The organism is Stenotrophomonas sp. CASM106, from assembly GCF_049384825.1.
Classification (GTDB): domain Bacteria; phylum Pseudomonadota; class Gammaproteobacteria; order Xanthomonadales; family Xanthomonadaceae; genus Stenotrophomonas; species Stenotrophomonas muris.
Genome location: NZ_JBMRFS010000001.1, coordinates 302,169 through 325,784 on the forward strand (window position 1 = coordinate 302,169; position 23,616 = coordinate 325,784).

24 protein-coding genes are annotated in these 23,616 nt (G+C 66.0%); 17 read left to right on the top strand and 7 right to left on the bottom strand.

Going from position 1 to position 23,616, the window contains the following annotated elements; all coding sequences use genetic code 11:
* Positions 1–16: 16 nt before the first annotated feature.
* Positions 17–925, top strand: coding sequence for a manganese catalase family protein (locus VG556_RS01395; RefSeq protein WP_100450071.1), 909 nt, complete (start codon positions 17–19; stop codon positions 923–925).
* Between the two features lie 101 nt (positions 926–1,026).
* On the opposite strand, the gene VG556_RS01400 is transcribed toward VG556_RS01395, so the two are convergent.
* Positions 1,027–1,350: a KGG domain-containing protein gene (locus tag VG556_RS01400; protein ID WP_100450070.1), complete on the bottom strand. Its 324-nt coding sequence runs from the start codon at positions 1,348–1,350 to the stop codon at positions 1,027–1,029.
* A gap of 303 nt (positions 1,351–1,653) precedes the next feature.
* Here VG556_RS01400 and VG556_RS01405 point away from each other — a divergent pair, with 303 nt between their 5' ends.
* The 3 genes from VG556_RS01405 to VG556_RS01415 are packed head-to-tail and all read left to right on the top strand — an operon-like array spanning position 1,654 to position 3,612.
* The gene (locus VG556_RS01405; protein WP_100450069.1) at positions 1,654–2,121 is read left to right on the top strand and encodes a BLUF domain-containing protein; all 468 of its coding nucleotides are present in this window, start codon (positions 1,654–1,656) and stop codon (positions 2,119–2,121) included.
* Entirely contained in the window at positions 2,118–2,885 is a 768-nt protein-coding gene (locus tag VG556_RS01410; RefSeq protein WP_100450068.1) for a DUF72 domain-containing protein, read from the top strand. Before VG556_RS01405 ends, VG556_RS01410 begins: the two co-directional genes overlap by 4 nt.
* A complete protein-coding gene (locus VG556_RS01415) occupies positions 2,878–3,612 on the top strand; it encodes a DNA-formamidopyrimidine glycosylase family protein (RefSeq protein ID WP_100450067.1) in 735 nt (244 codons plus the stop codon). Before VG556_RS01410 ends, VG556_RS01415 begins: the two co-directional genes overlap by 8 nt.
* A 31-nt stretch (positions 3,613–3,643) precedes the next feature.
* Here VG556_RS01415 and VG556_RS01420 read toward each other — a convergent pair whose 3' ends face one another.
* Entirely contained in the window at positions 3,644–4,141 is a 498-nt protein-coding gene (locus VG556_RS01420; RefSeq protein ID WP_005416567.1) for a ferritin-like domain-containing protein, read from the bottom strand.
* Positions 4,142–4,388: 247 nt separating this feature from the next.
* Here VG556_RS01420 and VG556_RS01425 point away from each other — a divergent pair, with 247 nt between their 5' ends.
* The 3 genes from VG556_RS01425 (at position 4,389) to VG556_RS01435 (ending at position 7,716) form a co-directional block, all read left to right on the top strand.
* On the top strand, positions 4,389–4,565 hold the full coding sequence (locus VG556_RS01425) for a DUF3606 domain-containing protein (protein ID WP_100450066.1): 177 nt from the start codon (positions 4,389–4,391) through the stop codon (positions 4,563–4,565).
* Between the two features lie 13 nt (positions 4,566–4,578).
* Positions 4,579–7,128: a DNA ligase D gene (ligD, locus tag VG556_RS01430; RefSeq protein ID WP_100450065.1), complete on the top strand. Its 2,550-nt coding sequence runs from the start codon at positions 4,579–4,581 to the stop codon at positions 7,126–7,128.
* 138 nt (positions 7,129–7,266) lie between these two features.
* Positions 7,267–7,716 carry a BLUF domain-containing protein gene (locus tag VG556_RS01435; RefSeq protein ID WP_049407346.1) on the top strand — a complete coding sequence of 150 codons (450 nt, stop codon included), beginning with the start codon at positions 7,267–7,269 and terminating at the stop codon, positions 7,714–7,716.
* 9 nt (positions 7,717–7,725) lie between these two features.
* On the opposite strand, the gene VG556_RS01440 is transcribed toward VG556_RS01435, so the two are convergent.
* Positions 7,726–7,956: a hypothetical protein gene (locus VG556_RS01440; RefSeq protein ID WP_014647166.1), complete on the bottom strand. Its 231-nt coding sequence runs from the start codon at positions 7,954–7,956 to the stop codon at positions 7,726–7,728.
* Positions 7,957–8,210: 254 nt separating this feature from the next.
* Between VG556_RS01440 and VG556_RS01445 the strand changes: the two genes are divergently transcribed.
* On the top strand, positions 8,211–9,704 hold the full coding sequence (locus VG556_RS01445; protein ID WP_100450064.1) for an FAD-dependent oxidoreductase: 1,494 nt from the start codon (positions 8,211–8,213) through the stop codon (positions 9,702–9,704).
* 21 nt (positions 9,705–9,725) lie between these two features.
* On the opposite strand, the gene VG556_RS01450 is transcribed toward VG556_RS01445, so the two are convergent.
* Both VG556_RS01450 and VG556_RS01455 read right to left on the bottom strand, forming a co-directional pair.
* On the bottom strand, positions 9,726–10,148 hold the full coding sequence (locus VG556_RS01450) for a low affinity iron permease family protein (protein WP_014647164.1): 423 nt from the start codon (positions 10,146–10,148) through the stop codon (positions 9,726–9,728).
* Positions 10,145–10,399, bottom strand: coding sequence for a hypothetical protein (locus VG556_RS01455; protein ID WP_100450063.1), 255 nt, complete (start codon positions 10,397–10,399; stop codon positions 10,145–10,147). Before VG556_RS01455 ends, VG556_RS01450 begins: the two co-directional genes overlap by 4 nt.
* A 275-nt stretch (positions 10,400–10,674) precedes the next feature.
* On the opposite strand from VG556_RS01455, the gene VG556_RS01460 reads away from it, so the two are divergent.
* Positions 10,675–13,320, top strand: a complete 2,646-nt coding sequence (locus VG556_RS01460) for an excinuclease ABC subunit UvrA (protein WP_100450062.1) — start codon at positions 10,675–10,677, stop codon at positions 13,318–13,320.
* A 59-nt stretch (positions 13,321–13,379) separates the two neighbouring features.
* Here the strand turns inward: VG556_RS01460 and VG556_RS01465 are convergent, their stop codons facing one another.
* Positions 13,380–14,183 (bottom strand): SDR family NAD(P)-dependent oxidoreductase, encoded by an 804-nt coding sequence (locus tag VG556_RS01465; RefSeq protein ID WP_032962419.1) that lies wholly within the window; start codon positions 14,181–14,183, stop codon positions 13,380–13,382.
* 155 nt (positions 14,184–14,338) lie between these two features.
* Between VG556_RS01465 and VG556_RS01470 the strand changes: the two genes are divergently transcribed.
* Entirely contained in the window at positions 14,339–15,238 is a 900-nt protein-coding gene (locus tag VG556_RS01470; protein ID WP_238381454.1) for a GlxA family transcriptional regulator, read from the top strand.
* A gap of 54 nt (positions 15,239–15,292) precedes the next feature.
* The gene (locus VG556_RS01475) at positions 15,293–16,489 is read left to right on the top strand and encodes a GAF domain-containing sensor histidine kinase (RefSeq protein WP_100450060.1); all 1,197 of its coding nucleotides are present in this window, start codon (positions 15,293–15,295) and stop codon (positions 16,487–16,489) included.
* A gap of 54 nt (positions 16,490–16,543) precedes the next feature.
* On the opposite strand, the gene VG556_RS01480 is transcribed toward VG556_RS01475, so the two are convergent.
* Entirely contained in the window at positions 16,544–17,497 is a 954-nt protein-coding gene (locus VG556_RS01480) for an alpha/beta fold hydrolase (RefSeq protein ID WP_111144294.1), read from the bottom strand.
* Positions 17,498–17,665: 168 nt separating this feature from the next.
* On the opposite strand from VG556_RS01480, the gene VG556_RS01485 reads away from it, so the two are divergent.
* From VG556_RS01485 to paoC, 6 genes are all read left to right on the top strand, one after another.
* Positions 17,666–18,235, top strand: a complete 570-nt coding sequence (locus VG556_RS01485) for a TetR/AcrR family transcriptional regulator (protein ID WP_100450058.1) — start codon at positions 17,666–17,668, stop codon at positions 18,233–18,235.
* A 116-nt stretch (positions 18,236–18,351) separates the two neighbouring features.
* The gene (locus tag VG556_RS01490; RefSeq protein WP_219634349.1) at positions 18,352–18,774 is read left to right on the top strand and encodes a DUF1348 family protein; all 423 of its coding nucleotides are present in this window, start codon (positions 18,352–18,354) and stop codon (positions 18,772–18,774) included.
* A gap of 79 nt (positions 18,775–18,853) precedes the next feature.
* Entirely contained in the window at positions 18,854–19,582 is a 729-nt protein-coding gene (locus tag VG556_RS01495; RefSeq protein ID WP_032962412.1) for a hypothetical protein, read from the top strand.
* Positions 19,583–19,815: 233 nt separating this feature from the next.
* Positions 19,816–20,463, top strand: a complete 648-nt coding sequence (paoA, locus tag VG556_RS01500; RefSeq protein ID WP_100450057.1) for an aldehyde dehydrogenase iron-sulfur subunit PaoA — start codon at positions 19,816–19,818, stop codon at positions 20,461–20,463.
* A complete protein-coding gene (locus VG556_RS01505) occupies positions 20,460–21,410 on the top strand; it encodes an FAD binding domain-containing protein (RefSeq protein ID WP_100450056.1) in 951 nt (316 codons plus the stop codon). Before paoA ends, VG556_RS01505 begins: the two co-directional genes overlap by 4 nt.
* On the top strand, positions 21,410–23,614 hold the full coding sequence (gene paoC / locus VG556_RS01510) for an aldehyde oxidoreductase molybdenum-binding subunit PaoC (protein ID WP_111144295.1): 2,205 nt from the start codon (positions 21,410–21,412) through the stop codon (positions 23,612–23,614). The genes VG556_RS01505 and paoC overlap by 1 nt, the downstream gene beginning before the upstream one ends.
* The last annotated feature ends 2 nt before the right edge of the window (positions 23,615–23,616 follow it).

Genomic DNA, 23,616 nt, shown 5'->3' on the forward strand with positions numbered 1-23,616 from the left:
CACAGGAGACAGTCCCATGTTCTTTCACCACAAGAAGCTGATGTACACCGTGCGCGTGCGCGAATCCAACCCGCAGCTTGCCAGCCTCATGCTGGAACAGTTTGGCGGCCCGCAAGGCGAACTGGCGGCTGCAATGCGTTACTTCACCCAGGGACTCGGTGAATGCGATCCGGGCCGCAAGGACCTGCTGATGGACATTGCCACCGAAGAGATCAGCCACCTGGAGATCATCGGCACCATCATCGCCATGCTCAACCGCGGTCCGAAGGCCATCCAGTCCGAGGGTCTTGCCGAAGCCGAGGACATGCGGCTGCTGGGCCAGAACAGCACCAGCCATACCGAACAGATCCTGTATGGGGGCGGCCCGGCGCTGGTCAATTCCAGCGGGGTGCCGTGGACGGCGGCCTACGTCGATTCGATCGGGGAGCCCACCGCCGACCTGCGCTCGAACATCGCCGCCGAAGCCCGCGCCAAGCTGGTCTACGAACGACTGATCACGGTGACCGATGATCCAGGCATCAAGGACGCACTGCGCTTCCTGATGACGCGCGAAATCGCCCACCAGAAGTCCTTCGAAAAGGCATTGCACAGCATCCAGCCCAACTTCCCGCCGGGCAAGCAGCCGGGTGACCCCGCCTTTACCGACCTGTACATGGACATGTCGCAGGGCGACGGCGCCGATGACCTGCTGGGCAGCTGGAACAGCGGCGAGCTGTGGGAGCGGGTCAGCGACCGCGAGGCCCAGGCCGCTGTGGACGGCGGTGACGGCAGCGCCACGGTGGGCCTGGACCCACGCGAGCAGGCGGCGGTGCAGGCCATGACCCTGCGAACGCTTTCCGATCCCGAAGCACGGCCGACAACCGGTGCCGAACTGGGCGCCGGGCCGGGCGCCGGTGCGCTCGACCTGCCGCCACGGGAGCCTTGACGCGGGACAGGCCGGGGCGGGCCTCCGCCCCACGTTTCGCGTGGAAAAAAAGTGGGCGGACACGCTGTCCGCCCACATGGGGTGCAACCGGTCAGTCTCGATCAACACTGCTGGCCACCGCGATTGTTGTTGCCGCCACGTTCCTGCTGTTGCTGCCGACCGCCCTGGTTGCCACCCTGGTTGCCGCCGCCATGGCTGTTCTGGCCGCCTTCGCGGCCGATGTCGGCCATGTGCTGGCGATCCTGGCTCACCGCTTCGCCGCCCTTGCGACCGGCTTCGCGCGCTTCTTCAGAGCTGAATTCATGGGCGTTGCCCGACTCATGCGCGGCGCGGCCGCCCTTGGCGGCGATCTCGCGCTGCTTGTCTTCGTCCATCGAAGCGAAGCCGCGGTTGCTGCTGCCCTGGTTCTGGTTCTGGTTGGCCATGGAAAGTCTCCTTGGAGTGAGCCGCCCGATTGGCGGCAGCGACCATCTTCCAGATCCGCCGCTAGACGGCGGTGGCACCACTGCCAACGTGATGTCATGCGCAGGCACGCGCTTCCTCATGCATTCTCCACGAAAGCAAATCCATCGGCGGGGGACACGGCATGCCGGCCGTGGGGCTCGAGCCGGGTGTCAACGCAGCGCGGCGTCGGTACGTACAGGTTCAACGCCGCCTCCACGCCGGTGTCACCGCGCGTTTGATCCGCATCGCTAAGGTAGAGCCATCTGCAACAACCCGGTGCTGTCATGCCTCTTCGTGCCATTGCATATGTAAGTGAAGCCACCCGAAACCTGACTGCAGAACGGCTGCAGCAGCTTGTCACGGACGCGATGCTGTTCAACGAGTCGGTTGATGTGACCGGCGTCCTCCTGTTCGACGGCACGCGCTTCCTGCAATATCTCGAAGGCCCGGAGTCCGGTGTCAGCGCGGCGTACACCCGCATCCTGGCGGCCGGCAGCCACAACGGTCTGGTCGAACTCAACCGGGGCAGGGTGGGGCGGCGGCAGTTCCCGCACTGGCGCATGCACAGCGTGCGCGTGGATGAGCTGGCGCTGGGAAAGATCGCGATCTCCGACTGGACCGGCTTCGTGCGCAGCGCCTCCGCGCTCGCCCCTGGCACCAGTGCGCTTGATCGACTGCAATCGGTGGCGCAGGCGCCGCCAGGCGCCGGCGATGGCCGGTTGCTGGAACCGGACGGACCGGTGGCACGATGAGCGCAGCCGACGCCCCGGGCACGCCAGGACAGGTACGCATCGGCTGCGCAGGCTGGTCGCTGTCGCGCGCGGCGCAGGCGGCGTTCGGCGCAGGCGACAGCGTACTGCAGCGCTATGCCACCCGCCTGCCGATGGTCGAGATCAATTCCTCGTTCTACCGCCCCCACCAGGCGGCCACCTACGCCCGGTGGGCGGCGAGCGTGCCCGCGGGTTTCCGCTTCGCGGTGAAACTGCCGCGCGTGATCAGCCATGAACGCCGGCTGCGCGACGCGATGCAGCCGCTGGCGCTGTTCCTTGATGGCGTGATCGCGCTGGGGGACAGGCTGGGGCCGCTGCTGCTCCAGCTGCCGCCCAGCCTGGCGTATGAGCCGGCGACCGTAACGGCATTCCTGCACGGACTGCGCGCACGCACCTCGGTTGATGTCGCCTGCGAACCGCGCCATCCCAGTTGGTTCACTGCGGACGTCGACACGCTGCTGAGCGACCATGGCATCGCACGGGTCGCGGCTGACCCGGCCCGGGTGCCGGCAGCAGCGGTCCCGGGCGGTGACCGCACGTGGAGCTACTGGCGCTGGCACGGGCAGCCGCAGATCTATCGCAGCCCCTACAGCGAACAGGCGCTGGCGGGGCTGGCCCAGCACCTGCAGCGTGAAGCCGCTGCGCAGCGCCGCGCCTGGTGCGTACTGGACAACACCGCGCTGGGCCACGCGACCGGCAACGCCCTGCACCTGCAGGCACTGCTGCAGGAGAACGCGCATGCCTGAGGGCCCGTCCATTGTCCTGCTGCGCGAAGCCGCCAGCCGCTTCAAGGGTCACGTCGTGCGCGGCGTCTCCGGCAACAGCCGCATCGACCTGTCACCGCTGCAGGGACGCAGGGTCAAGGCGGTTCGCAGCTGGGGCAAGCACTTCCTGCTGGAGTTCAGCCACCACACGCTGCGCATCCATCTGATGATGTTCGGCAGCTGGCGCATCGACGAACGGAAGCCAGCTCCTGCACGGGTGTCGCTGGCATTCGACAACGGGGAACTGAATTTCTACGCGTGTTCCGTCCGGCTGATCGACGAGCCGTTGGACGACGTCTACGACTGGCGGGCGGACGTGATGAACGACGCCTGGGATCCAAAGCTGGCCCGGCGCAAGCTGAAGGCACTGCCGGACACCCTGGTCTGTGATGCGCTTCTGGACCAGACCATCTTCGCCGGCGTCGGCAATATCATCAAGAATGAGGTGCTGTTCCGCATCCGCGTGCATCCGGCCACGCGACTGGGCGACCTGCCACCGCGCAAGCTCACCGCCCTGATCACCCAGGCCCGTGCCTACAGCTTCGACTTCCTGGAGTGGAAACGGCGCTTCGAATTGAAGAAGCACTGGCAGGTGCATACGCGCAAGGTGTGCCCGCTCTGCGGTGGCCCGGTCAGCAAGCTGTACATGGGTACGACGCGGCGACGCACGTTCTTCTGCCCAGACGATCAGGTACTCTACCCGCCGTGAGGCCGCCGTCCATGGCGGCCTGCGATTCGACTCAGGCGGCCTGCGCGGCCTTGGCATTGCCGCCGCCCTTGGCCAGCAGGGTCAGCTTCTCATCGGTCGCCTTTTCTTCCTCCAGCGTCTCCAGCAGCAACGGCAGGGCATCCTTGTAGCCCAGCTGCTTGGCCAGCGCGGCGATGGTGCCGTAGGAGGCAATTTCATAATGCTCGACCTTCTGCGCGCCACCGATCAGGGCAGCATCGCGCACCGGCCCCTTGTCGATGCTGTCGATCACCTCCTTGCCTTCCTCGACCAGGCCTTCCATCGCCGCGCACTTGATGCGCTTCAGGCGGATGCCGAGCACCTCGACCACCTGGTCGATGCGTTCGATCTGCCCCTGGGTTTCTTCCAGGTGCGTTTCGAACGCTGCGGCCAGATCCGGATTCTCGGCCGCACGGGCCAGGCGCGGAAGCGCCTTGGTCAGCTGCTTCTCGGCGCTGTAGATGTCCGAGAGCTCGTGGATGAACAGATCTTCCGCCGTCTTGATAGCCATGCTGGGCTCCGCTGTGAATGGAGTGCCCAGAGTAGGTCCCGTCCGGTTGCGATCAGGCGGGGAAGGAGTGAAGGCGGCATGTGAATTCCCACGCGGACCCTGCGCGCTGCCTTCACGAAGCAGCGTCTTTCGCGCATCGGCAGGACGCCGTGCCGGCGGCCTTCGCCATGGCTTCACAGTGGCATCGCTCCGTGCCCATGGAATGGCCGGTACGGTCAGTTCACCCCCGATCACGCTGGAGACTCCCATGAGCGATGACAAGAACAACGCCGGCAGCCCGGACCGGGACCGCATCAACGTCAATGAGGATTACGAACTGCGGTACTGGACCACGACGCTGGGCGTGTCCTCCGACGAACTTCGCGCGGCCGTCGCGGCAGTCGGGCCCACGGCGGTTGCTGTCCGGAAGCACCTGGGCAAATAGCGCGGAGCTGGCCATGTCCCTGGTCGAGTATCGCCGCAAGCGTCGTTTTGACCAGACCAAGGAGCCCGAGCCGGGCAAGGCGCTGCCGAAAGGCCAGCGCGCCATTTTCGTGGTGCAGCTGCATCATGCCAGCCGCAGGCACTATGACTTCCGCCTGCAGGTTGGCGATGCGCTGAAGAGCTGGGCGGTGCCCAAAGGCCCCAGTTACGACCCGAAGGTCAAGCGCATGGCGGTGGAAGTGGAAGACCACCCGGTGGACTACGCGGCGTTCGAGGGTGATATTCCCAAGGGCCAGTACGGCGGCGGCCATGTCGCCCAGTTTGACCACGGTGTATGGGCCACGCAGGGCGATCCGGAAGCCCAGCTCGCCAAGGGCCATCTGCGCTTCGAGCTGTTCGGTACCAAGTTGAAAGGCGGCTGGCATCTGGTCCGGTCGGGAAAGCCCGCGCGCCAGCCACAGTGGCTGCTGTTCAAGGACGACGACGAATTTGCCAGCGATATCGAGGCAGACGATCTGCTGGGGGACGTCGCTGAAGCGCCACCGGAGGATCTGAAGCGTGCCGGCGCTGGCAAGGCCGCGAAGAAGCGGCTGACGGCGGTACCTGCCAGACGCGCCCGGCGAAAGAACTGGGCGAAGAAGGCCCTGGCGCTCAGCAAGGCGAAAAGGGCCGCAGCGCCGTCCGGGCCGTTTGAGCCGCAGTTGGCCAAGCTGGGCGAAGCGCCGCCCCAGGGCGGGCAGTGGGTGCATGAGATCAAATGGGACGGGTACCGCATCCTTGCTACGGTGGCTGAGGGCAACGTGCAGCTGTGGTCACGGAACGCGCTGGAATGGACCGCCAAACTTCCCGAAATACGTGACGCGATCGCGGCCCTGGGCCTGACTTCGGCGGCACTGGACGGCGAGCTGATCGCCGGCGCCGGCACCAAGGAAGACTTCAACCTGCTGCAGGCCACGCTTTCCGGCGAGCGGCAGGGCGTCCTGACGTATGCACTGTTCGATCTGCTGCATCTTGATGGCGTGGATGTGGCCGATGCGCCCCTGCTTGAGCGCAAGACCCTGCTGCAATCGGTGCTGGAGGGGCAGGGCAGCCCATTGGCCTTCAGTTCGCATGTACAGGGGGATGGCGACCAGGCCTATCGTCTGGCCGGTGAGCAGCACTTCGAGGGCATCATTTCCAAGCGCGCCGATCGCAGCTACCACAGCGGCCGCAGCGAGGACTGGCGCAAGACGAAGCAGCTGGCCAGCGACGAGTTCGCGGTGGTGGGCTACACCGCACCCAAAGGCAGCCGCACCGGCTTTGGTTCGCTGCTGCTGGCCCGGCCAGACGCAACGCATGGCTGGCTCTACGCAGGGCGCGTCGGGTCCGGGTTCTCGGATGAACTGATTGGCGACATCAGCAAGCGCATCAAGGGCGGCGGCGGCCGCAAGCCAACCGCGTACGTGCCCACGCAGGACACCGATCTGCGCGCCGCGACCTGGTTCCAACCGCGTTTCGTGGTGGAGGTCTTCTACCGCGGAATCGGTGGGCAGCAACTGTTGCGCCAGGCGTCGCTGAAGGCGGTGCGGGCGGACAAGGATATCGCCGACCTCGCCGATTCCGATCGCGCCGGAGCGGCCCCGGCCTCAGCGCGGTCGCAAGCGCCCGCGCGGCGTGGGCGCCGGGTGGAAAGGGCGCCGGCAACGGATCGTGCGCCCCCCGTGCTGTCGTCCCCGGGCAAGATCCTGTTTCCCGGCGACGGCTACACCAAGCAGGACGTGTGGGATTACTACACAGCAGTGATGGAGCACCTCCTGCCCGAGGTGGTGGATCGTCCGCTGTCGATCATCCGCTGCCCCAGTGGCACCGCAAAACCCTGCTTCTTCCAGAAACACCATACGGCCGGGCTGGCGCTGGTCGATCCGGTAAGGCTGAAGGAGGAAAGCGGCATCAACGCCCATTACCTGGTGGTGCGGGACGCAGCCAGCCTGCTGGAACTGGTGCAGTTCAACGCGTTGGAGTTCCACCCTTGGGGCAGCCACGCCGAGGCGCCCGACAGGGCCGACCGCGTGGTGTTCGATCTGGATCCAGGACCGGATGTGCCCTTTGCCGAAGTCAAGAAAGCGGCAACCGATATCCGGAAACTGCTGGCGCAGCTGGAGCTGGAATCGTTCCTGCGAGTCTCCGGCGGCAAGGGCCTGCACGTGGTCGTGCCGCTCAACCCAGGGTGCGATTGGGACCTGACCAAGCGTTTTGCGAAGGGTTTCGCCGATGCATTGGCACAGTCCGAACCGCAGCGGTTCCTGGCAACCGCCACCAAGAGCCTGCGCAACAAGCGGATCTTCGTCGACTATCTGCGCAATGGGCGCGGTGCAACGGCGGTCGCGTCCTATTCGTTGCGCGCCCGGCCGGGCGCACCGGTGGCACTGCCGATCGCCTGGGGTGATCTGGCGAAACTCAAGCGCGCCGACGCCTTCACGATCAAGGACGTGCCCGCAAAGCTCAGATGTCGCCGCAAGGACCCTTGGGCCGGCATCGCGGAAGTGAAGCAGAATCTCGCCCGATGGGCCCGGGCAGACCCGTAGGCCAGGCCCGTGCTGCGTACCGTCTGTCAGCCCGAACCCAACTGATTCGCAGAATACACAGGGCCGGAACATATCGTCGGCGCGGTTGGCCTATGCTTGCGGTACGGAATCTGGGGGGATTCGCTACAGGAGCAGCCAATGCCGATCAGGGCAGTCGCATACATAAGTGAGGCGGGCCCGGCCGTTGCGGGTGACCCGTTGGGCCTGCGCAGCGGGAAGCTGGACGACTTGGTCGATGATGCCGCGCGCTTCAACCGGAATGCCGGCGTTACCGGCGTACTGCTGTTCGATGGCGCCCGCTTCCTGCAGTACATGGAAGGACCCGAAGATGGCTTGAATGTGGCGTACTCGCGGGTACTCGGTGCTACAAGCCACACGGGACTGATCGAACTGCAGCGCGGCAGGGTAGGCAACCGGCGTCTCCCGTTCTGGCCGATGCGCTGGCTGCCGACGCAACCCGAGCAGTTGAAGAGTCTTGCCCGCGCGGACTGGTCAGGGTTCGCCCAGCGGACCGGTGACGATGCGCCAACCGAGACGGCGATGGATGTCCTGGCCAGGTTGGTGGAACCCTATGCCGTCGCGGCGTGATTGATCGGCCTAGCGGCCCCCATAGCGCGCCGCCCAGGGGATCTCGCCGCTGCACGAATCGAGGTGCCCGGTGCGCATCACGCAGTACAGGCGGGCATCCGGGTCCGCACTGGCAGCGATGTAGTCCAGCGCCTCGGCGAGCATGCGGATGAACTGCGGCTCGGGATAGAACGCCGCCCAGGTGGGCAGCATTTCCTCCAGTTGCGCGATCATCAGGTCGATTTCCAGGTGCGTGCTCACTGCCTGGCCCTCCATGCAGCCACGTTAGCAATCACGCTGCAAGCAGAGGGTCGCGGTTCGCACTGGCGACGCAGGCATCGTGTCCATGCGGAACTCACCCCATCTTGATCCTCACCGCGGCACTCACCCCGTCTTGATCTTCACCGCGGCACTGCCACGCACGTGAGCGTTTCCTGCACGGGCACGCCACCGCCGTTTCACCCGGCAGGGCGTATCAGGGAAGGCTCTCCGATGAACCTGCAAGGATCCTTTTCATGGCCGACCCGTCCCCGCGCGCCAGCTTATGGTCAGCTGATTCCGATCCGCACGGCTTCCGCCCGCTCGCCGGGACCACGCGCGCGGACGTGCTCGTGGTCGGTGCAGGAATGACGGGCCTGTTGACCGCCGCCCGCTTGGCCGACAGCGGCCTAGATGTGGTGGTGGTGGATGCCGGCCCCATCGGCGGACGCAACACGGTGATGTCAACCGGCAATCTTTACGCTCCCGTGTCCCGGCTGGCAGACCTGATCGCGCGTTGGGGCGGTGACACGGCACGTCGTGTCGTGCAGTGGCGGCAACACGCGCTGCGTTCCATCGAAACACTGGTCCACCGCTACGATCTGCACTGTGGCTTCGAGCGCGTGGCCATGCAGTACGGCGTGCAGGAGCGTTCGCGCGAGGCCACGGCGCAGTTCGAACGCGAGCTCCAGGCCTACCAGCGCGTTGGCCTGCAATGCGAGCACCGCCAATCCGGGCTGCCGTTCGCCTTGGGCCACGCTTTCCGCGTTCCCGACCAGGCGCAGTTGCATCCGGCGGCGTTCTGCAGGGAACTGGCCCGTCATCTGGTGGGCCGCGTGCGCATCCACGACTGGACCCGGATCACCCGCATCGAGGCTTCAGCCGGAGTGGCGACGGCCCCTGGTGCCCGCATCCATGCCAGGCACTTTGTGCTGGCCACCCACTCGCCAGCAGGATTCAACCTGGTGCAGGCCGAGATGGAGGTGTACCGCGAATACGGCGTAGCGGTACCGGTGGCCAACCCGCCAGCGGCAGGCATTCACTGGATCGCCGACCGGCACCGCTCGCTGCGCGGGGTGCATGGCGCTGATGGCCGCGACTGGCTGGTGCTGGTCGGTGAGACACATCGCACTGGCGAAACCCCGGCGATGGATCCGGCCCAGCATCTGGTCGCCGACGCGCGTCGCAACTTCAGCGTGCAGGGCAAGCCGCTGTGCTGGTCCGCGCAGCAGTTCCGGGCCGCGGATCAGCTGCCCTACATCGGCAGCAGTGCGCACGACAATGTATGGGTCGCTACCGGCTATGGGCCGGACGGATTGACCTGGGCGGGCGTGGCCGCGCGCGCGATCACGGAGGGAATCACCGGAACGACCAGCGAGATCGAGCAGCTGCTCAGCCCCATGCGCTTTACTCCGCTGCGCTCGGCTGCAGGCTGGGCCCGCACCAACGCCACGGTTGCGCGGCACATGGTGGGCGATCGCCTTGAAACCGCGGGGTCGCGCGCTCCCAGCGAGCTGGGCCGCGGGTGCGGTGGGCTGCTGGACGTGGGCGGAGAGCGCACCGCGATCTACCGCGATGATGATGGCCAGCTGCACGCAATGTCGGCGCTGTGCCCGCACCTCAAGTGCGTCGTCCAATGGAATGGCCATGAACGCACATGGGACTGCCCGTGCCACGGCAGCCGCTTTTCCGCCACCGGGGCCCTGCTGGAGGGCCCCGCCAGGCAGGGCCTCACACCGGCGGCGCTATAGGCCGCCGCCGCAGCGGTGACCTCAGGCTTCGGCGGTTGCATCCGCTTCGCAGGGCATGCAGCGCTCCTTCTTGGACTTGATGTCCGCCGCGGTCTTCGCCAGTGCCTCGTAGCGCTGGCGTATCTCTTCAAGATGGGCCGGCTCCATCGATTCCAGGTTCAGCAGCTCCTGGTTGGCGTCCTTGCTGACCCGGATCAGCTCGTCCAGCTTGATGTGCAGCGCAGCGGTGTCAGCGTTCTGGGTATGCTGGATCAGGAATACCATCAGGAACGTCACGATGGTGGTGCCGGTGTTCACCACCAGCTGCCAGGTGTCATTGAAGTGGAAGGCCGGGCCGCTGGCGGCCCAGGCGATGATCACCCCCAGTGCCGCGACGAATGCCCCAAGACTGCCGGACAACCGCGCCGTGGCCGCCGCGACGCGTGCAAAGCCGCGCCGGATCACTGCTCACCTCCGCCGGCCTCCTCATCCGTTCGGCGGTCTGGCAGTTTGACCCGCTCACCCAGGCGCGCGGCCTGCTCGTCGGCCGTCGGGGCTGCGACGAAGGGCGAGATCGGGTCACTGGCCGGGAACGTCTCCTGCAACGCCTCTTCATGATTGCGATGGTTATGCAGCTTGGCCTGAAGCGGGCTGACCGGATCGGTGCGCTGTGCTTCCGGGTCCGGGTGGGGCAGGTCTTTCTGATCGCGTTGCATGGTGAATCTCCAGGTTGGTTCCCACTGCCGTAGTGGCGGGCCCAGCATAGGAGCCGCACTGTGAGCGGCTGCATCAAGGGTGCGGCAACGTGGCGTCAAGCCTTCAGCCAATGCAGGTTAACAATCAGCCGCGTAGCGCGGTTGGCGTCGGTCACCTGGTGTTCCGACGTTGCACGCAATCACACATCCCCTCACTCCATTCACCCTGCAACAGCGACAATAACCGCCCGTGTGCGCATGCACGTATTCCACTGATTGGCAGCAGGATCGCGAAGATGTCCAACACCCCCTTTGGCGAGTCGTCATGCGCTGCCGCGGCCAGCGGCTGCATCGAGGTCCGCGGCGCACGCGAGCACAACCTGAAGAACGTCGACGTCTCCATTCCACGCAATGCGCTGGTGGTGTTCTCCGGGGTATCGGGTTCGGGCAAATCCTCGCTGGCGTTCGGCACGGTCTTCGCCGAGGCCCAGCGGCGCTACTTTGAATCCGTCGCACCGTATGCGCGCCGCCTGATCGACCAGGCGGGCGTGCCCGACGTGGATGCCATCGACGGCCTGCCGCCGGCGGTGGCCCTGCAGCAGCAGCGCGGTGCCAGCAACGCACGTTCATCGGTGGGCAGCGTGACCACGCTGTCCAGCCTGGTACGCATGATGTATTCGCGTGCAGGCGCGTACCCGGCCCACCAGCCCATGCTGTACGCCGAGGACTTCTCGCCCAATACGCCGCAGGGGGCGTGCAGCACCTGCCATGGGTTGGGCCACGTCTACGAAGTGACCGAAGCGCTGATGGTGCCGGACCCATCGCTGAGCATCCGCGAGCGCGCCATCGCCTCCTGGCCGCCGGCCTGGCATGGCCAGAACCTGCGCGACATCCTGGTCACCCTGGGCTACGACATCGACGTGCCGTGGAAGAAGCTGCCGAAGAAGGACCGGGAGTGGATCCTGTTCACCGAGGACACGCCGACCGTGCCCGTCTATGCCGGCTTCACGCCTGCCGAGACGCGTGCCGCACTCAAGCGCAAGCTGGAGCCCAGCTACATGGGCACCTACACCGGCGCCCGCCGCTACGTGCTGCACACCTTTGCCAATACCCAGAGCGCGCTGATGCGCAAGCGTGTCTCGCGCTACATGGAAGGCAAGCTGTGCCCCGCCTGCCAGGGCAAGCGACTGAAGCCCGAAGCGCTTTCGGTCACCTTTGCCGGTGTGGACATCGGTGAGTTCATGCGGCTGCCGCTGGATCAACTGGCCGGGCTGCTCGAGCCCATCGCGCAGGGCGACTTCAGTGCACACAGCCACGGCGCACGCACCGGCAGGAGTGCGACGCCCCGCGATCGCGCCAAGCGGGCAGCCACTGGCCGTGCGACCCACGAGGGCGCGCCCGATGTGCGGCTGACCTCGGCCCTGTCGGAGGAGAAACGCCTGGCCGCGCAGCGACTGGCGGGTGGGGTCGTGGCGCGGGTACGGCAGCTGCGCGAGCTGGGCCTGGGGTATCTCTCGCTCGATCGCGCCACGCCCACCCTGTCGGCCGGCGAACTGCAGCGCCTGCGGCTGGCCACACAGCTCAGCTCGTTGCTGTTTGGTGTGCTGTACGTGCTCGATGAGCCCTCGGCCGGCCTGCATCCGGCCGACAGCCAGGCGCTGTACGACGCGCTGGACCGGCTGCGCGATGGCGGCAACTCGGTGTTCGTCGTTGAACACGATCTGGACCTGATGCGACGTGCACAGTGGCTGGTGGACGTGGGACCGCAAGCGGGCGAGCACGGCGGGCGCGTTCTCTACAGTGGCGAGCCCGACGGCCTGCGCCGCATCGAGGACTCGCGCACCGCGCGGTACCTGTTCGACCAGGTGCCTGCGCCTGCCAGCCGGGAACGCAGCGCCGACCGCTGGCTGGAGCTGAAGGGCATCCACCGCCACAACCTGCAGGGCGTGGACGCGCAGCTGCCGCTGGGAGTGCTGACCGCAGTGACCGGCATTTCCGGATCGGGCAAGTCCAGCCTGATGGCGCAGGCGCTGCCCGAGCTGATGCTGCTGCACCTGGGGCACGAGCCCGTGGACGACAGCGCCGACAGCACGCCCGAGGACGGGCCAACCGTGATCGAAGCGACGCGGGGCCAGCTTGCCGGAGCCGTGGACGCCATCCAGCGCGTGGTGCAGGTGGACCAGAAGCCGATCGGCCGCACGCCACGCTCCAACCTGGCCACCTACACCGGCCTGTTCGATCACGTCCGCAAGCTGTTCGCTGCGACCCCCGACGCGCGACGCCGCCGCTTTGACGCCGGCCGCTTTTCGTTCAACGTGGCCAAGGGCCGGTGCGAGACCTGCGAAGGCGAGGGTTTCGTAAGCGTCGAACTGCTGTTCATGCCCAGTGTCTATGCGCCATGCCCCGCCTGCCATGGCGCCCGCTACAACGAGGCCACGCTGAAGGTGTTGTGGAACGGCCGCAACATTGCCGAAGTCCTGCAGATGACGGTCGACCAGGCACAGGCATTTTTCGCCGGTGAGGAAGCCATCGCGCGGCCGCTGCAGCTGCTGCAGGAGATCGGCCTGGGCTATCTCAGGCTCGGCCAGCCGGCCACGGAGCTTTCAGGGGGCGAGGCGCAACGCATCAAGCTGGCGACCGAGCTGCAGCGCAGCCAACGCGGCCGCACGCTCTATGTGCTGGACGAACCCACCACCGGCCTGCATGCGTTGGACGCAGACAGGCTGCTGGTGCAGTTGCAGCGGCTGGTGGACGCGGGAAACACCGTGGTGATGATCGAGCACGACATGCGGTCTGTCGCACAGGCCGACTGGGTGATTGACGTCGGCCCGGGCGCAGGCGGCGCAGGTGGAACCATCGTGGCGAAGGGTACGCCACGCCAGGTGGCCCGCGCCAAGGGCAGCAGGACGGCGCCGTTCCTTGCCAGGGAACTGGCGCTGTAGCGACGTCATCCCCGGCTATCGCACTCCACCACGCCGGGCATCTGCACGCCGTTCGCCGATCAGGCGCCGCTCACATAGCGCGGCGCCGGCTGCGCACGCGAAAGGCCCGGTGCCATTGCCTTGCGTGCCTGCTCGAAGGCGTCCCACTCAGCGATGTCCGGAAGCGCGGGAATGGTCACAAGTTCACCCTGCGCCAGCCCGGCCAGGGACGCGTCCACCATGTCTTCGGCGCTCATCACGATGCCCTGTGGCAGGTGCTCCACCGGCAGGCCGGAAAGGTGCCAGAAGTCGGTTGCGGTGGCGCCCGGCAGGACGACCTGGACACGCACGCCCTTGTCGGCCAGCTCATGGTGGAGCGACTGCGAGAACGCCAGCACGAACGCCTTGCTTCCCGCGTAGACCCCGTTGAGCAGCTCCGGTGCCAGCGCGACGATGGAGGCGATGTTGATGATCGTGCCCCGGCCACGTGCCACAAACACCGGCGCTGCAGCATAGGCCAGGCGCATCGCGGCGTTCACGTTGAGCGTGATCATGCGCTCCATCTCGCCGATGTCCGACTGCAGCAGGGGCGCCGTAGCGCCGATGCCGGCATTGTTGACCAGCACCTGGATGTCCGCTCGGCCTTGAATGACCTTTTCAACCTCGGCACGCCCGTCAGAGGTGGTCAGGTCCGCGGCGACGATGTCCACCGTGCGGCCGGTGCTGCGGGCCAGCGCTTCGGCCAGTTGGCGCAGGCGGTCGGCGCGTCGCGCGACCAGGATGAGGTCATGGCCGGCGTGGGCCAGGCGATCAGCATAGATCGCCCCGATGCCGGACGATGCGCCAGTGATGAGTGCGGTGCCGTGATGGGTAGGGTCGTTCACAGAGGTCAGTCCGAACCGGCGAACGTCGCCGGGGTCAGGGGAAATCTAGGCCGGCTTGTACGTGTCGTAAATGTCGTATATACCTCGTTTACGGCCACCCCTGAAAAACCGTCATGCTCAGTGTTGGATTTGTCCTGCCCGCCGGATTCCAGACCATGGCGATCGCCGCGGCGTCCGCCTTCGAACTGGCCAATGCCACCGAAGGCGCGCGCCTTTACGATCTGCACATGCTGTCCGAACAGGGCGGGCTGGTGCCCAGCTCGCTTGGCATGGCCATGCAGACAGCGCCGCTTGCGCAGCAGCCGCTGGATACCATGATCGTGACCGGCCTGCTGGAGCCAGCCCCGTCCAGCGGCGCGCTGATCGATCCGATCCGTCACGCGGCCGCCCGCACGCGCAGGACCGCGTCGGTGTGCACCGGCGCGTTCCTTCTCGGCGAAGCGGGGTTGCTGGACGGGCGCCGCGCCACTACGCACTGGTTCCACGCACGTGCGCTCAGGCAGCGCTTTCCCGCCGCGCAGGTGGAGGAAGACCGCATCTTCATCACCGATGGCCCGATCTGGACCTCCGCCGGCATGAGCGCGGGGCTGGACCTGGCGCTTGGCATGATCGAGCAGGACTTCGGTGCGGATCTGTGCAGGGCGGTGGCCCGGAAGCTGGTGATCTACCATCGGCGCGGAGGCGGGCAGTCCCAGCATTCGGTGCTGCTCGAGCTGGATGCCCGGTCTGATCGCATCCAGAACGCGCTGACCTTTGCACGCCGCAATCTGCGCGCCACCTTGTCGGTTGAAGAACTGGCGCAGGCAGCGCATCTGAGCACCCGCCAGTTCAGTCGCGCGTTCCGCGAGGAAACCGGGCAATCCCCCGCCAAGGCAGTGGAGGGCCTGCGGGTGGAGGCCGCTCGCGTGTTGATCGAGCAGAGCCGCTACACGATGGATGAAGTGGCGACTGAAACGGGCTTCGGTGATACCGAACGCATGCGACGTGCCTTCCTGCGCGCCTTCGGCCAGCCGCCGCAATCGCTGCGGCGCAACGCACGGGGCGGGGCGGACTGAGTGTTCATGGCTGGATTCATGGGATGATGCACCACTGCGCCCGACTGCCACTACATGCACACACTGACCGATCCCCACCTGCTGAATGACATCGCTGAGATCGGCCGTATTGAAGCAGTGCCGCGCATCCTTGAAACCGTCGCCCATATCACAGGCTCAAGATTCACCGCGATTGCCCGGGTGACAGAAACCACGTGGACCGCCTGCGCCACCCTGGACACCCTGGGGTTCGGGCTCGTTCCGGGCGGGCAGCTGGTCCTCGAAACCACCCTCTGTGACGAGATCAGGCGGTCATCGACCTCGGTGGTGTTCGCGCACGCCAGTGCACATCCGCTGTATTCCAAACACCATACGCCCAGGATCTATGGGCTGGAGAGTTACGCCTCCGTGCCGATCCATCGGCCGGATGGAAGTTTCTTCGGCACCCTGTGTGCCATTGATTCGTCGCCGGGCAACTTTGATGAGGCGCATGTCCAACGATCCATGGAGCTGCTTGCCGACCTCGTTGGCAACTACCTCGACAAAGAGGATCAGCTGTTGGAGGCAGAGACAGCCCTTTCAACGGCACAGCGTGTTTCCGATCTGCGCGATCAGTTCATCGCGGTGCTGGGCCATGACCTTCGCAGCCCGCTGCAGGCCATCAGTGTGGCCGCCGATTCACTGGAACGTGAGGCAACATCCGAGCGCCAGCAGCGGATGCTCGCGCACATCGCCGCCGGCGTCACCCGGATGGATGGCCTCATCGGTGATGTGCTTGATTTCGCCAGGGGGCGGCTGGGAGGAGGCATTCCGGTCTCGCTCCAGGAAAGCCACACCTTGCAGGCGGAGCTTGAACAGGTTGCAGAAGAAGTGGCGATCGCTACCGGTCGGCAGGACATCAACGTCCAGATGCGGATCGAAGGTGGCGTGGTCTGCGACACCGGCAGGCTGTCGCAGCTGCTGGCCAACCTGCTGACCAACGCAGCCCAGCACGGCGAGCGTTCCACCCCAGTCACGCTGAGGGTTCAGGCCGCATCCCATCGCCTCACGCTGGATGTGCATAACGCCGGCTGCATTGCGCCTGAGCGGCTGGGGACGATTTTCAGCCCGTTTTCGCGTGAGCAGGGCGAGCTGCCCAGGCCAGGGCTTGGCCTGGGCATCTACATTGCATCGGAAATTGCCAAGTCCCACGGCGGCACACTGGACGTGCAGTCGAGTGAGAGCGACGGCACCGTGTTCACATTCCAGATGCCGACCGCGGCGCGTCCATGAAGGTGGGCGCCAGGCAACAGAAGGGCTCCGGCGCCGCGCCGGAGCCTTGGCCACTCAATTTTCCTGCAGGAACGTCAGCAGGTCCTGGTTGACCTTGTCCTTGTGGGTGTCGGTCAGGCCATGCGGCGCACCCGGGTAGACAATCAGCCTGGCGCCCTTGATCAGTTTCGCTGACTGGCGGCCAGAGATATCGATCGGCACGATCTGGTCGTCGTCACCGTGGATCACCAGGGTGGGGACATCGAACTTCTTCAGGTCGGCGCGGAAATCGGTGGCCGAGAACGCGGCGATCGAATCGTAGGTGTTCTTGTGGCCGCCCTGCATGCCCTGCGCCCACCACGCATCGATCAGCCCCTGCGACACCTTCGCGCCCGGACGGTTGAATCCATAGAACGGGCCCGAGGGGATGTCCCGGTACAGCTGCGCGCGGTTATCCATCTGTGCCTTGCGGATGCCATCGAACACTTCGATCGGCAGGCCGTTGGGGTTGTCGGCGGTCTTCAGCATGAACGGCGGCACCGAGCTGATCAGCACGGCCTTCTTGACCCGGCCGGTGCCATGCCGGCCGATGTAGCGCGCCACTTCGCCACCACCGGTGGAGAAGCCCACCAGGGTCACATCGTGCAGGTCCAGTGTGTTGATCACCGTGGCCAGGTCATCGGCGTAGTGATCCATGTCGTTGCCGTCCCACGGCTGGCTGGAGCGCCCGTGGCCGCGACGGTCATGCGCGATGACGCGGTAGCCATGGTTGGCCAGGAAGATCATCTGCGACTCCCAGCTGTCCGAATTCAACGGCCAGCCATGGCTGAAGGTCACGACCGGGCCGTCCTTCGGGCCCCAGTCCTTGTAGTACAGCTGCACGCCGTCGGCGGTGGTGATGTAGCTGGCAGTGCGCGCGATGGCGGTGACCGGAGCCCGCTTGGCTGGTTCGGCGGCCTGCGCGGACAGGCCGGCCTGGACCGAGAGGGCGAGGGCGGCAACGGCCACGGTACGGGCGAAGGTGTTCATGCGGAAACTCTCATGGGTGGGTGGTGAGACGTACTTTGCGCCTGCAATCAGGCGTCCGGGTGATTAAGTGTCCGGATTTCTTGATAGATCGTCTTGCATGGATGTGCGCACACCAATCGCTCGCGATCGCCTGTTGACAGAGTAGAACGCGCGTTCTACCTTGCAGCCATGAGCAAGCTCACCACCGACACCCAACAGAAGATCCTGGCCACGGCCGAGGCGCTGATCTACCAGAACGGGATCCACGCCACCGGCATGGACCTGCTGGTAAAGACCTCGGGCGTAGCGCGGAAGAGCATCTACCGCCACTTCGAGAACAAGGACGACGTGGCCGCCGCTGCATTGAAGGCGCGCGACGTGCGCTGGCTCGCCTGGTTCCGGCATGCGTGCGAGAAGGCGGACAGCCCGGAAGCACGCATCCTCGGCATGTTCACCGTGCTCAAGGGTTGGTTCCAGTCCGAGGGCTATCGCGGGTGTGCGTTCATCAATACCGCGGGGGAGGTCGGCGACGCGGCCGATCCGATCCGGGAAATCGCGCGGAATCACAAGCAGAAGCTGCTCGATTACACGCTGGAACTTACCGAACAACTGGATGTGGAGCAGCCGGCGGACCTGGCTCGCCAGCTGCTGGTCCTGATGGAAGGCGCCATCACCCTGTCGCGTGTGATGGGTGATTACGGCGCCGCAGACACCGCGAAGGACGTTGCGAAGCTGTTGTTGGAACAGGCCAAGCGTTAGCGCCTGGGTACGCCAGATCCTTTGAAGCAACCCGTATATCCATTTCGATTGGAGGTCTCCCCGTGTCCGCAGAACAACCCCGTCCGCCACTTCCTCCGTTCACCCTTGAATCGGCCATGCAGAAGGTGCGCCTTGCCGAGGATGGCTGGAATTCCCGCGATGCCGACAAGGTGTCGCTTGCCTATTCGCTCGACACCCAGTGGCGTAACCGTGCCGAATTCACCAATGGCCGGGAGGAAGCCCGGCAGTTCCTGGCACGCAAATGGAACAAGGAACTCGAGTACCGCCTGATCAAGGAGCTGTGGGCCTTTACCGAAAACCGCATTGCTGTCCGCTACGCGTACGAATGGCACGACGACTCCGGCAACTGGTTCCGTTCCTATGGCAATGAGAACTGGGAATTCGGCGCGGATGGCCTGATGCAGCGCCGCTTCTCGTGCATCAACGACCTGCCGATCAAGGAAAGCGACCGCAAGTTCCATTGGCCGCTGGGGCGTCGCCCGGATGATCACCCGGGGTTGTCGGAGCTGGGCATGTGATTCCCGCTGAGGCGCCTTCCGAAGCGTGCTCAGGTACGATGGGGCGGCCGGCATCTGCGCCGGCCGGGGCAGGGGTGCAATGGACATGCAGGCAGGGGGCGGCGTCGATCCGCCGGCAACGACCGATTCGCAGGAACTGACATTCCACTGGCTCTATCAGCGGGTGCAGGGACTGGTTGAGCACAGCATCTACCCGAAGGCGGGCAGGGTGGAGACGTGGGCGTTCCGCATCGGCATGGGTGCGGCGATCATCGGCATTCTCACTGGCCAGCTTCCGGATCGATGGCTGCCTGTTGGCGCAGTGCTCCAGGTGGTTGTTGCCTGCCTGGCAATCGAAATCGGAGGGTTCATTGTCGGTGGCGTCCTGGCCGCCCGCAGGGGCATTCGCCAGTTCAGCCAGCCTCGGCTCTCGCACGCGCGGGAGATGGATGGCGATTTCGCGCACTGGCAAGCGGTGGTGACCGAGCTTCGCGGATTTCCGCGCGTCCAGCGCGAGCGGCGCCTCAAGTACGTCAGTCACCTGCGCACAAACATGATTGAGCGCATGGGCATGATGTATGGCGGGCTGCAGCGGCTCGGGCCATTCCCGCTGTTGATTGCCCTCTACCTGCAGTTCCGCGGATGGAAATGGGGCGACTGGGCGGGCGCTTTCGATGTTGGATTGCTAGGCGCACTGCTTATCTTCGCCATGGTGCTGCTGTACCTGCTGGGCTGGATGCTGATCGGCCTTCGCACCAGGCTGGATACCTACGTGGCATTGTTGGAGGGCTCTATCCACGAGCCCGAACCCTCGAAGCCAGCGCCTTGAGGGACAAACAGAACTGTGAGCCATCCAATGAGGCATGCGCATGGCTCAAGAGTGCCGCGCTGAAGAGTAAAAGTCTCGGTTGCCTGCATCGGTAGGGTCGTACATTTTCCCGACTTCACAGACCTGTACCCCGCAGATGGGCATAGTGCCCCTTGGGTAGTGTGAGCGCGTCCATCCAGCCACGGGATTTTCCCGAACGCCAGGAGGTCACTGTGCCAAGTTGTGATGAAGGAATGAAGTTGACGCGTCGCCAGGTGATCGCCGGCGGCGTCACGACCGTGGCAATGTCCGCCGCACCGGGGGCGTCATCGCTCGCCGCCGAACTGGCGACGCCCCCGCCGCCCAGGCCGCCGGTCATCAGCACGGTGGCCTTCACCATCAACGGCAAGCGGCGGGAGCTTGAGCTCGACACGCGGACTACGCTGCTCGATGCCCTGCGCGAACATCTGAAGCTGACCGGGACCAAGAAGGGCTGCGATCACGGTCAATGCGGTGCCTGTACCGTGCTGGTCAACGGTGAGCGCATCAATGCCTGCCTCAGCCTGGCGGTGCAGCACCAGGGCGATGCCATCACCACCATCGAAGGACTCGGAACCCCCGATGACCTGCATCCGATGCAGGCCGCCTTCATCAAGCATGACGGCTACCAGTGCGGGTACTGCACGCCGGGGCAGATCTGCTCGGCGGTGGCGGTACTGGACGAGATCAAGCGGGGTGTCCCCAGCCATGTGCAGGCAGACGTCAGCGCACGGCCCCGGGCCACCAACATGGAGATGCGCGAACGCATGAGCGGCAACCTCTGCCGCTGCGGGGCCTATTCCAACATTGCCGAGGCGATGGAAGAGGTTGCTGGCGTGACCTCTGCAGGGAGGCGCTCATGAGGGCCTTCAGTTACGAACGCGCCAAATCCCCGGCCGAGGCCGCCAAGGCCGTCGCCGGTACCGAGGGCGCGAAGTTCCTGGCCGGAGGGACCAACCTGCTCGACCTGATGAAGCTGGAGGTCGAGACGCCAGCGCACCTGGTCGATGTGCAGGACATCGGCCTGGACAGGATCGAACCCACCGACGACGGCGGCCTGCGCATCGGCACGCTGGTCACCAATACCGCGCTGGCCTCGCATGAGCGCGTGCGCCGCGACTACGCGGTGCTGACCCGCGCGATCGTGGCAGGCGCCTCCGGGCAGCTGCGCAACAAAGCCACTACCGGCGGCAACCTGCTGCAGCGCACGCGCTGCCCGTATTTCTACGATCCCCATCTGCCCTGCAACAAGCGCCTGCCCGGGTCGGGCTGCGGCGCACTCGAGGGGTTCTCCCGGCAGATGGGCGTGATCGGCACCTCGGACAGCTGCATCGCGACCTATCCGGGCGACATGGCGGTGGCCCTGCGGGTGCTGGACGCCTCGATCCAGACCGTCAGCGGTGACGGCAGTACGCGCAGCATCCCGATTGCCGATTTCCATCGTTCCCCCGGCGACAGGCCGCAGCAGGACAACGTGCTGCAGCGCGGTGAGCTGATCACCCACGTCACGCTGCCGAAGCCTCTGGGCGGTCGGCACGTGTACCACAAGGTACGTGACCGCGCGTCCTATGCGTTCGCACTGGTGTCGGTCGCCGCGGTCGTGCAGCGAGACGGTTCGGCGCGGTTCGCCTTCGGTGGAGTTGCGCCGAAGCCGTGGCGCGTCGAGGCAGCCGAACCGCTGCTGCGCGATGGCGTAAAGGCCGCGACCCGGCAGGTGTTCGCCGGCGCCCGTCCGACGCCGGAGAACGCGTTCAAGATCGCGCTCGCCGAGCGCACCCTCGCGGCCGTGCTGGTGGAAGGAGAGCGCTGATGCCCCTTCAATTCAACGCCCCCGCCGGCGACAACCTGTTCGACAAGGCCAAGGTCGTCGGCAAACCGACGCCGCGCATCGACGGTCCGCGCAAGACCACCGGCACCGCCCCCTATGCCTACGAGCGCCATGACGTGGCGCCGAACCAGGCCTACGGCTACATCGTCGGTGCGGGTATCGGCAAGGGGCGCATCATTTCGATGGATGCCTCCCGCGCACGTGCCGCGCCCGGCGTACTGGCGGTCATCACCGCACCGGAAACCAAGCCGGTCGGCAAATCGAACTGGAACAACGCGCCGTTGTTCGGCGGACCCGAAGTGGCCCACTACCACCAGGCCATCGCCTGCGTGGTGGCAGAGACCTTCGAGCAGGCCCGCGCCGCCGCGGCGCTGATCCGCACGCGCTACGAGCGCGGCAAGGGCCGCTTCGATTTCCCGGCCCTGGCACCGTCCGCACCGCTGGCAAAGGGGCGTGACGGCAAGCCCGACCGGCAGGCGCTGGGCGATTTCGACGCCGCCTACGCGAGCGCCGCGGTCAAGCTCGACGAGACCTATCACACCTCCGACGAAAGTCATTCGATGATGGAGCCGCACGCCACCATCGCCGCCTGGGAGGGTGACACGCTCACGCTGTGGACGGCGAACCAGATGATCGACTGGGCCAGGCAGGGCATGGCGGCGATCCTCGGCATCGATCCTGCCAAGGTGCGCGTGGACTCGCCCTATGTCGGCGGCGGCTTCGGCGGCAAGCTGTTCATCCGCGCCGACGCGGTGCTGGCCGCGTTGGCGGCCAAGCAGGTGGGGCGACCGGTGAAGATCGCGCTGCAACGCCCGTTGATGCCCAACAACACCACGCACCGGCACGCCACCCTCCAGCGCGTGCGGATCGGCTGCGGAAAGGATGGCCGGATCTCCGCCATCGCCCATGAAAACTGGTCGGGCAACATCAACGGCGAGGATGGCGAAAACGGCACCCTGCAGACGCCCAAGCTCTATGCAGGCGCCAACCGCCTGGTGGCCAACTACATCGCCACGCTCGACATGCCCGAAGGCAATGCGATGCGCGCACCGGGTGAAGCACCGGGCCACATGGCGCTGGAAGTGGCGATGGACGAAATGGCCGAGAAGCTGGGCCTCGATCCGATCGCGTTCCGCATCCTCAACGAGCCCGAGGTCGTGCCCGGCGATCCGTCCAAGAAGTTCTCCGACCGCAACCTGGTGCGCTGCCTGCGCGAAGGCGCGGAGCGCTTCAACTGGAACAAGCGCAATGCCAAGCCGGCGCAGGTCAGGGAAGGGCATTGGCTGGTCGGCATGGGCGTGTCCGCGGGCTATCGCGGCGCACCGACGATGAAGTCGGCGGCGCGGGTCCGGCTTGACGGCCAGGGCGGGGTGGTTGTCGAGACCGACATGACCGACATCGGCACCGGCTCCTACACGATCATCGCGCAGACGGCAGCCGAGACCATGGGCGTGCCGCTGGACCAGGTCCAGGTCACCCTCGGTGACTCCCGTCATCCCGCCTCCGCCGGTTCCGGCGGCCAGTGGGGCGCGGCAAGCTCCACCGCGGGCGTGTACGCGGCGTGCGTCAGCCTGCGCCGCAAGGTGGGCGAGAAACTCGGCTTCGACGGCGACACCGCAGACTTCGCCAATGGCCGCATCCAGGCGGATGGGCGGACCATCACGCTGGCGGAAGCGGGGGCACTGTCAGCGGAGGACGGCATTGCCTTCGGCGACTTCAAACAAGGCTACGACGTCGGCACGTATGCAGGGCATTTCTGCGAGGTCGCCGTGCATGCCTACACTGGAGAGACGCGCATTCGCCGCATGCTTGCCGTATGCGATGGCGGCCGGATCCTCAATCCGCTGTCAGCACGCAGCCAGGTCATCGGCGGGATGGTGATGGGTGCGGGCGCGACCCTGATGGAGGAGCTGGTGGTCGACAAACGGCTTGGTTTGTTCATCAACCACGACCTGGCCGGCTACGAGGTTCCCGTGCACGCCGACATTCCGTACCAGGAAGTGGTCTTCCTCGACACGCTGGATCCGGTGATCTCGCCGATGAAGGCCAAGGGTGTGGGTGAACTGGGCATCTGCGGGGTTGGCGCCGCGATCGCCAATGCGATCTACAACGCAACCGGCGTGCGCGTGCGCAGCTATCCCATCACCCTGGACAAGCTGTTGCCCGGCTTGCCCGACATAGGCTGACG